The organism is Nonomuraea aridisoli, from assembly GCF_003236395.1.
GTDB lineage: Bacteria > Actinomycetota > Actinomycetes > Streptosporangiales > Streptosporangiaceae > Nonomuraea > Nonomuraea aridisoli.
In genome coordinates, this window is record NZ_POUD01000380.1 from 1 (window position 1) to 7,047 (window position 7,047).

At 73.3% G+C, this 7,047-nt stretch carries 6 protein-coding genes; 2 read left to right on the forward strand and 4 right to left on the reverse strand.

What is annotated here, in order from left to right; all coding sequences use genetic code 11:
• Nucleotides 1–406 precede the first annotated feature (406 nt).
• On the forward strand, nucleotides 407–1,183 hold the full coding sequence (locus tag C1J01_RS44570) for a toxin glutamine deamidase domain-containing protein (RefSeq protein ID WP_235855087.1): 777 nt from the start codon (nucleotides 407–409) through the stop codon (nucleotides 1,181–1,183).
• A complete protein-coding gene (locus tag C1J01_RS44575; RefSeq protein WP_111185062.1) occupies nucleotides 1,180–1,443 on the forward strand; it encodes an SUKH-4 family immunity protein in 264 nt (87 codons plus the stop codon). The genes C1J01_RS44570 and C1J01_RS44575 overlap by 4 nt, the downstream gene beginning before the upstream one ends.
• A gap of 115 nt (nucleotides 1,444–1,558) precedes the next feature.
• On the opposite strand, the gene C1J01_RS44580 is transcribed toward C1J01_RS44575, so the two are convergent.
• From C1J01_RS44580 to C1J01_RS44595, 4 genes are all read right to left on the reverse strand, one after another.
• Nucleotides 1,559–4,033, reverse strand: a complete 2,475-nt coding sequence (locus C1J01_RS44580; RefSeq protein WP_111185063.1) for an ABC transporter permease — start codon at nucleotides 4,031–4,033, stop codon at nucleotides 1,559–1,561.
• Between the two features lies 1 nt (nucleotide 4,034).
• A complete protein-coding gene (locus C1J01_RS44585) occupies nucleotides 4,035–4,781 on the reverse strand; it encodes an ABC transporter ATP-binding protein (protein ID WP_235855088.1) in 747 nt (248 codons plus the stop codon).
• A 108-nt stretch (nucleotides 4,782–4,889) separates the two neighbouring features.
• Nucleotides 4,890–5,540, reverse strand: coding sequence for a response regulator transcription factor (locus C1J01_RS44590; protein WP_220040427.1), 651 nt, complete (start codon nucleotides 5,538–5,540; stop codon nucleotides 4,890–4,892).
• On the reverse strand, nucleotides 5,540–6,706 hold the full coding sequence (locus C1J01_RS44595) for a sensor histidine kinase (protein WP_111185065.1): 1,167 nt from the start codon (nucleotides 6,704–6,706) through the stop codon (nucleotides 5,540–5,542). Before C1J01_RS44595 ends, C1J01_RS44590 begins: the two co-directional genes overlap by 1 nt.
• Nucleotides 6,707–7,047: the final 341 nt, after the last annotated feature.

Below are 7,047 nucleotides of genomic sequence, written 5' to 3' on the forward strand. Positions count from 1 at the left end.
CCCCTCACCGCACACCCCCGCCTCCACGCCGCCGCTGGGACCTGAGCCGCGGGGTGCCGGATCGGATGGTGAGTCCGCTGCTCCGTCGGGCGCGGTGCCGGGTTCCGTGCCGCACGATGCTGGACTCGGTGGTGGATCCGCCGGGTCGTCCGGGTCCGTGTCGAGCGATGGCGCATCCGGTGGTACGGCCGCCTGGTCTTCCGCGGCTGGGTCGCCGCCGTCATCAGCGCTGGACGCCGGGCCGCGGGGTGCCGCGTCCGGTGACGTGGGGGCCGTGCCGGCGAGTTTCGTGTGGTCGGCGGGGGCGGGTGTCGCTGATGTTCCGTGCGCACCTGCTCGGGATGGCTCCGGGAACGGGCGTCACGGTGGCGCGGCCGAGACCGGGGCTTCGGCCGCCACGTCGTCCGTGACGCCTGCGGAGATCACCGCAGCTGTCGCCACGTCCGCCCTGCGCACCGACGCGCCCGGCCCGGACGCCGGTGCCTCCGGCTCGTACAGCGCGTCGCTCGCCGACCCGTACGGAAGCGTGTACGGGGTGCCCGGGCACGACCAGGCGGTGGAGGATGACTGGTTCGATCTGCCGGGGCGCCCGCCGAGATTGGCCGACAGCAGGCCGTACGGGGAGCCGGGAGGTCTGGCGGAGCCGGACCCGCAGGTGGAGCGGGACCTCGCCGAGGCGCTGCCGCCCGGCGCGCGGTTCCCCGACCCGCGCGGCACCTGGGTGCGGCTCATCAACGGTGGCGGTCCCGCCGACGACCCGTTCCGGGCCTCGAACGCCGCCGACTGCGCTCTGGCCGTGTTGTCCACCTGGCACGGCGAGCCCGCCACGGCCGCGCCGAGGATGCCGGAGTACGACCGCATCGGCCGCCCGGTGCTCACCGGCGAGCGGGGGAGCACGGCCAGGATCGAGCGCTGGGCCGGTCACCGCCTCCAGTACGCGGGCCAGGGCCGGCACGCCTACCCGCTGATCCGCCGCCGCCTGCTGGACGCCGGGCACGGAGCCGCCGCCGTCATCGTCGTCCGCTGGCCCGGTGGCGGATCGCACGTCTGGAACGCGGTCAACTTCGACGGCGAGATCATCTGGATCGACGCGCAGCGGGGTCACATGTCCGTCGAGCCGCCGTACAAGACGGTGACGGGGGTGTTCTGCGTGATCCTCGACCGCAGGGGTATGCCGCGATGAACCTGGACCAGGCCAGGGCGCTGGCCGAGGAGTACGTGAACGGGGCGCGGGAGGAGACGGCGCCGGTCGGCGTGTACGGCTTCGACGGCGGCTACGTGGCCTGGGTGCGCGACCTGGAGCCCGACGACCCGGCGAAGTTGCCGGAGACGCTCGGCGGCGCCTGTCTCGTGATCGACCGGGCGACCGGCGAGGTGGCGGCCCGCCCGTTGCTCGACCCGGAGACCGTGGCCGAGCTCTGGCCGGGCCGCAGGCCCCGCTGAGCCACACCGGCGGGCCAGTGGGTGAAGGCCGGGCGCCGCCCCCATCAAGACGCCCGACCTCACCCCGTGGTGTTGTATCCGCCAATTGCCCGTTTTATGCACGAACGGGGCTTTTTTAGGTGGGGGTCAGTGACCCCACGATCGACGCCCGCGCCGCCCGCCGGGCCGGCAGCACGGCGGCGAGCACCCCCGCCACCCCGGCCAGCGCCACGAACAACACGATCCGCGCGACGGGCACCGACATGACGGCTCCGTCCAGCATCGCCCGCATCGCCGCCCACCCGAAGACGACGCCCAGCACGACGCCGACCAGCGCCCCGATCAGCCCGAGCACCAGCGCCTCGACCGACAACATCCGGCGCAGCTGCGACCGGGTCAGCCCGAGGGCCCGGAGCAGGGCCGACTCCCTGGTCCGCTCGTGCACCGACAACGAGAGCGTGTTCGCGATGCCGAACAACGAGATCAGAATCGCCAGGCCGAGCAGCCCCGTGATGATCATGAGCACCATGTCGAGCGTCTCGTCGAACTGCCCGCGTATCTCCGTGGAACTGCTCACCCGCACGTCCGGATACGGCGCCGCGGCGGCGTCCACCATCGCGCGGGCCCGCTCCAGCGGCACGCCGTCGCGGACGTTCACCATCACCCGCGCGTCGGGCACGGCCCCGAAGTAGGCGTCGAACGGCCCCTGCGCGACCGTGACCGGCGGCAGCGTCGACTGGTTGCCGTCGAGCAGCGCGGTGACCCGCAGCGACGCGGTGCCCGCGCGCCGGGTCTCGATCGCCACGGAGTCGCCGACCCGCACGCCGAGGGCCTTGGCCGTGAGCTCGCTCAGCGCGGCCTCGCCCGGGCCGAAGCCCGCCATCGACCCGGCCACGACGTACGGCTCCACGGGCCCCTCGAACGTTCCCACGCTGAGGCGTTCGCCCGAGACCCGCGCGGTCACCTGCCGGATCTGCGCCACCGAGTCCAGCTCCGGCCGGCCGCGCAACTCCTCGGCCACGGACCTCGGGACGACCGCGTCCCTCGACTGCCCGGCCAGCAGGTAGTCGATCGGGAACTGCTCGTCCAGCTTGACCGTCAGGCTCAGCCGGGTGGAGGCGGTGACCACGGAGATCAGCGTCATCAGGGTCACGCCGATCGTCAGCGCGACCGTGGTGGTCGCGGCGCGCTTGGGGTTGCGCGCCGCGTTGTCCACCGCCAGCCGCCCCGGCACGCCGAACATCCGGCGCGGCACCCAGCCGACGAACGCGCTCAGCGGCCTGACCAGCACCGGCCCCAGCACCAGCACCGCCAGGAACGTCAGCACGCCCCCGGCCATCACCACGACCAGCGACACCTGCTGCCCGGGCTCCAGGACGAACACGCCGGCGGCCGTCGTCCCGAGCCCTGCGACCAGGAACAGCGCCGCGATCCCGCACCGGACGAGACCGACGCGGAACGCCGGCTCCCCGGCGTGGTCGCGCAGCGCCGCCACCGGCGGCACCCGCGTGGCCGACCTGGCCGGCAGCACGGCCGAGCCCACCGTGACGACGAGACCGACGGCCAGGCCGGCGACGACCGTGGGCGGGGTGAGGGCGGCCTGCGCGTCCGTCGGCAGCGGGGAGTCCAGCGCGGCGAGCACCGTGATCGCGAGGGAGGCCAGGCCGTACCCGGCGATCAGACCGGCGACGGAGGCCAGCAGCCCCACGGCGGCCGACTCCAGCAGGACCGAGCCGAACACCTGCCCGCGCGTCGCCCCGATGCAGCGCAGCAGCGCCATCTCCCGCGTGCGCTGGGCGACCAGGATGGTGAACGTGTTGGAGATCACCAGAGCGGCCACGAACATCGCCACCAGGCCGAACATCAGCAGCCCCAGCGTGATCATCTGGTTCTCCACCCCGGCCGCCCTGGCCAGGTCGTCGGCCAGCTCGGCGCCGGTCTTGACGGTGTACGCGCCCCCGACGGCCGCCGCCACGGCGCGCGCGTCGGCGCCGGCGACGTCGATCTCGGCGTAGCCCTTGACCCCCGTCATGCGGCGCGCGGTGTCCGTGGTGAAACCGACCGCGCCGGTGAAGCCCAGCTCCTGGTCCACGCCGGTGTCGATGAGGCCGACGAGCCGGAAGTCGTGCGGGTTCTGCTCGTGGTCGAGGACGGTGATCGTGTCGCCGACGCGGAAGCCCTGGGCCTTGGCGGTGTTCTCGTCGAGCACGGCGGCCCGGTCGTCCTCGCCCGGGCCGGCGCCGGTGACGACGTTCGTGCGGTCCAGACGTCCTGAGACGACGGACACGGCGGTGGTGGGGAAGTCCCCCGCGGTCTTGCCGTCCTTGCCGAGCACGGGCGCGCCGCCGCGCACGAGACCCTGGGCCTCGGTCACACCGGGCAGCGCCCGGACGCGGTCCAGCACCTCCTCGGGCAGCACGCCGGTCTTGGGCAGCACGACCACGTCCACCTTGCCCGCGTCGGCCGTGACCCGCTCGGCGACGCCGGCCTCCATGGTGTCGTTCAGCACGAACGTGCCCGTGATGAAGCCCACCCCCAGCACGATCGCCACGGACGTGAGCAGCAGCCGCATCAGGTGCGCGCGCAGCCCGGCCAGCGCCGTCCTCAGCACCTCACGCCTCCAGCCGGACGAGCGTGTCGAGGACGGTCTCCGGCGTCGGCGCGGCGACCTCGGTGACGAGCTCGCCGTCGCGCAGGAACACCACCCGGTCGGCGTACGAGGCCGCCACCGGGTCGTGCGTGACCATGACGATGGTCTGCCCCAGCTCGCGGACGGACGTGCGCAGGAACGACAGGATCTCGGCGCCGCTGCGGGAGTCGAGGTTCCCGGTGGGCTCGTCCGCGAAGATCACCTGCGGTTTGCCGATGAGGGCCCTGGCCACGGCCACCCGCTGCTGCTGGCCGCCGGACAGCTCCGACGGCCGGTGCCGCAGCCGGTCCCGCAGCCCCACGGTGTCGACCACCCGGTCGAACAGCGCCTCGTCGGCCTGCCGGGCGGCGATGTCGAGGGGCAGGCGGATGTTCTGCTCGGCGGTCAGCGTGGGCAGCAGGTTGAAGGACTGGAAGACGAAGCCGATCCGCTCGCGGCGCAACTGCGTGAGCCGCCGGTCGCCGAGGCCGGTCAGCTCCACGTCGCCGATGTGCACGGTGCCGGACGTGGCGGTGTCGAGGCCGGCCAGGCAGTGCATGAGGGTGGACTTCCCGGATCCCGACGGGCCCATGATGGCGGTGAAGGCGCCGGTGGCGAAGGACACGTCCACGCCGCGCAGGGCGTGGACGCGGGCGTCGCCCTCGCCGTACACCTTCGTCAGGGCTCTGGCGGCCACCGCAGGGGGCGCCTGGGTATGGGTGAGCGTCACGTTCACTCCAAGGTCGCGATTTATCAACGCGACTCACGCTAGGAGTGGAAATTTCGTGTTTTGTGGGCCTTGAGGAGGGACTTCGGGTGCGACTGCGGCTGACCCCGGTCAGACTTCCGGCCGATGCGACGGCACGATCAGCCCCGACTCGTAGGCGTACACCACCACCTGCGCGCGGTCGCGCAGCCCCAGCTTGGCCAGCACCCGGCCCAGATGTGTCTTCACCGTCGCCTCCGCGACCTCCAGCCCGGCCGCGATCTCCAGGTTGGACAGCCCGCGCGCCACCATGAGCATCACCTCCCGCTCGCGCGGCGTCAGCTCGGCCGCCGCCACCGGCTCCCCGGACGGCAGCTGCGCCGCGAACCTGTCGAGCATCCGCCGCAACGTGCTCGGCGCCACCACGGCGTCGCCCGCGTGCACCACCCGGATCGCCTCGATCAGGTCGCCCGGCGGCACGTCCTTCAGCAGGAACCCGGCCGCACCCGCCTTCACCGCCGCGAACGCGTACTCGTCCAGGTCGAACGTGGTCAGGATGAGCACCTTCGGGCCCTCGATGCGCCGGGTGGCCTCGACGCCGTCCATGACCGGCATGCGCACGTCCATGAGCACGACGTCCACCTCGGCGGCCCTGAGCACCTCCAGCGCGGCGGCGCCGTCGCCCGCCTCCGCGACCACCTCGATGTCCGGCTGGGCGCCCAGCACCATGCGGAACCCCGCCCGCAGCAGCTCCTGGTCGTCGACCAGCATCACCCGGATCACTACGCCGCCCTCGCCATGGGCAGGCGCGCCAGCACCTCGAAGCCGCCGCCCGGACGGGGACCCGCCGACACCGCGCCGCCGTACATGCCGGCCCGCTCCCGCATGCCGATCAGGCCGTGGCCGTCGGCGCTCGCCGGGGCCGCCGCGCCCCGCCCGTCGTCGGTCACCCGGACCACCAGGTCGGCTCCGGTGTAGTCGAGCTCCACGGACGCCCGGGCGCCGGCGCCGCCGTGCTTGAGGGTGTTCGTCAGCGCCTCCTGGACGATGCGGTAGACCGCCAGCTGCTGCCCCTCCGGCAGCTCGGCCGGCACACCGGCGACGCTCAGCCGGGCCGGCACCGCCGAGCCGCGGACCAGCTCCTCCAGCTGACCGAGCCCCGGCTGCGGGGTGTAGTCGGTGGCCGCGGCCTCGTTCTCGCGCAGGACGCCCACCAGGCGCCGCATCTCGGCCAGCGCGGCACGGCCCGTCCTGGAGATGGTGGTGACGGCCTCACGGGCCTGCTCCACGTCGCCGTCCAGCGCGTACGCGGCGCCGTCGGCCTGCACGACCATGACGCTGACGTTGTGGGCCACGACGTCGTGCAGCTCCCTGGCGATCCGCGCCCGCTCGGCCGCGGCGGCCATCCTGGCCTGCTGGTCGCGTTCGCGTTCCGCGCGTTCCGCCCGCTCCTCCAGGCCCTCCAGGTAGCGCCGGCGGGTGCCGGCGTACAGGCCCGTCAGCCAGACCGTCACCACGAAGATCGAACCGCCGAAGAACATCCCGAACGTGGGATCGCGCCAGTTGACCAGCGCCAGGAACGTGCCCAGCTCCGCCACCAGCACCGCCGCGAGCGCCCATCGGAACGCGCACTGGTAGGCCACCGCCCAGAGCGCCACCAGCACCGCCAGGTTGCCGGGCAGCACGGCGAGGTCCTGCAGCCACTGCCCGAAGCTGATCAGCGCGATCACCGCGAACGCCGCGACCGGCCGCGAGATCCACACCAGCGGCGCCAGCAGCGCGGCCGACAGGGCCAGGTAGCCCGCCACCCCGATGGGGAGGCCCCCGACCGGGTCGGCCATCGCGATCGGCACCGCCAAGACGGCGCACAACACTGCCAGCGGAGCCACCCGGAGGGCCGCCACCGCCCTCTCGTGGCTTCTCGACCACGCCCGCACCCTGCCGAACACATCCTCACGATAGGGACGTCCCGCAGCACATTGGTCCGCCTGAAGGGTGAAGTCCTCGTACGACCCAGGTCTGACATGGCGCTGCGCTTACACAGGGCTTACGGTGGTTTTGCCATCCTCTATTTCTGGGAGCGCCCTTCACGGGCGAGTAAAGGGAGATCGTGATGGCGGATCATGATCGAGACGGCGGGTCGCGCGGCGAAGAGGAAGCGCCGCGCGACCCGGCCGCCACCAGACGCCTCCACCAGCCCGGCGTGGATCCCGAACCCCGCGGCCTGAAATACGGCGAGGGCGCCGACCGCGGCTACGCCTACATCCCGCCCACCACGCCGCCCCCGGAC